Source organism: Kitasatospora sp. NPDC059088 (genome assembly GCF_042738155.1).
GTDB lineage: Bacteria > Actinomycetota > Actinomycetes > Streptomycetales > Streptomycetaceae > Kitasatospora.
On record NZ_JBHYGR010000294.1, the window covers coordinates 1 to 1,887 of the forward strand.

The following is a 1,887-nucleotide window of genomic DNA, read 5'->3' on the forward strand; positions in this document are numbered from 1 at the left end:
GATAATAACGGTGAGAACAAGAATTTTAGTCATTGCTTGACGCACCCCCGATTTTTGAAATAACCATTTTCAGATCGGTTAGAATTTACAGTGTCTGTTCGTTATCCTTTGATTGTTTGAACATGAACCACGCGAGCATTACGCCCATGGCTCCGTTATTTAATAGGATTGAATAGATTTGCTCCACAAGTCACACCCCCTACACCCTTGCCGAGAATAGGAATACGACAAGGAACACAATGCCGAACCCCAGCAAGATTTGTTTTGATGTAATAGGGTCTTGCTTTACGTCATGCTCTTTTGCTGTGTCCTCATCATCGACAAGAGACATTTGATCTTCAGCTTCGGGAACTGTAGACGTTCGGGTACTCATAAACCCCATGTTTGGATATAAGTCTGCGGCATGGTAGAACATTTCACCTAGACCCATTTGTGATGGTGCGTTCATATAAATCCTCCTTCGTAGTAGTCAAATAAGAAAAGGAGGGAAAAGCCCTCCCGCGTGTATTAATGCAAGCGTGAAAGCTTTTCAGCAACGATTTTCACGCGCCCGCCTTTTTGAGTATTGAAGCGAATCCAAAACTCTGTAAGACGTTCGGTGTCAATATAGTCACGAGAGCCGCCGAGGTTTGGCAAGCCTTGGTTAGAGAAGTCAAACACATAAACCCCATCCGGTAAGACATAACCCAAGTCCGAATGATTTCGGGCTGCAAGTGCTGACGGCTTAATGCTGTAAGGGATGTCGGCTTGGTTAAATACCAATTCCAAGTTGCCCGCAAAGTCGCTGTCCTTCAGCGGGTTGCCTGACTCATCCGTAAAGTAAAACATGAGTTTACGGTAGATCGTCCCTGTCTGAAGCTTCACGATATTTTGACCGTTCCCGGTGAACTGTTCGCCTTTTTCGTTTACAAGCTTCAGGACAGAAATATCCGGCATAGCTTGTGGTACAGAAGGGACGGAGAACGTTTCAATTGTCGGCGTGATTTTCAATTGCTTCAGTGTAACGGTGTCTCCAGTAGCCAACTGATACGCGTCTTGCGCGCGTGCTGTATCAATCTGAAGGGAAACGGTTGTCTCCTCGTTTTGTAGCAAGATAAGACCGACCGGGTCACGTTGGTTTAAAGTTAATGGCAGCGCGACTTGGAATTTAATACGCGCGTCTTTACCTGACGTGCTCGCGGCTGTTTCAATGTAAGATAACGCCCGCGGACTTGATGCAGGTAATAGAACGTCTGGATTCAATCGGTTTAAGCTGTATAGGTGAAGGGCTTCGCCTGACACAACAAAAGGACGGAATCCACTGTTTAATTCCAGTGCAATATTTCTGATAATCTGGTATGGTGAAAATGGTTTAGTTGGAATTGCCGCGTTCTGCGATTTGAGAGAGACAGTCGCGTCAAATTCAACTAAAATTTGTGATAGCAGGCGTACTTTCGGTAGGTTGAATGATACCGTTTGTGCGTCCTCTGTCACTGTCTGTGTACCCATCATCTGCCATGTTTGGCGGGTAGCCTGCGAGAATAGTTGAGCCTTTGCCTGTGCTGATAGTTGCTGTTGAGTTGCCATAAATTAAAATTCCTCCTTAGACTTCTGCCGCGATTGTAGATACAACCGGGATATGATATTTTGCTGAAGCTTTCTTAATAATCCACATGAAAACCATCGTGATAAATACAGTAATGAACGTATGAACTAACCATTTAACCTTCATGCTTTTTTCCTCCTTATACTGCGTTTACTAATTGCGTCACACCGTTAACCGGATGCTTCGTGACAATAACCTTTGTTACGACAATGACCATCATTGTGAATAGCGCAATGACAATCATGTTCTTCAGCCCGACACCTGCAAATTTTCGTGTCTCCAAGTCATCACCTCCTTTAAAG

2 protein-coding genes are annotated in these 1,887 nt (G+C 44.5%); both read right to left on the minus strand.

Translation table 11 applies throughout. The features are described 5' to 3' along the window. Window positions 1–199 precede the first annotated feature (199 nt). Entirely contained in the window at window positions 200–448 is a 249-nt protein-coding gene (locus ACFWXO_RS45425; protein WP_080467411.1) for a hypothetical protein, read from the minus strand. Window positions 449–507: 59 nt separating this feature from the next. After that, a complete protein-coding gene (locus tag ACFWXO_RS45430; RefSeq protein WP_376642743.1) occupies window positions 508–1,566 on the minus strand; it encodes a hypothetical protein in 1,059 nt (352 codons plus the stop codon). Window positions 1,567–1,887: the final 321 nt, after the last annotated feature.

What these genes read in the sequence shown, in the direction of transcription:
- ACFWXO_RS45425 (WP_080467411.1), bottom strand. Translation starts at nt 448, where the DNA reads ATGAACGCACCATCACAAATGGGTCTAGGTGAAATGTTCTACCATGCC.
- ACFWXO_RS45430 (WP_376642743.1), bottom strand. Translation starts at nt 1,566, where the DNA reads ATGGCAACTCAACAGCAACTATCAGCACAGGCAAAGGCTCAACTATTC.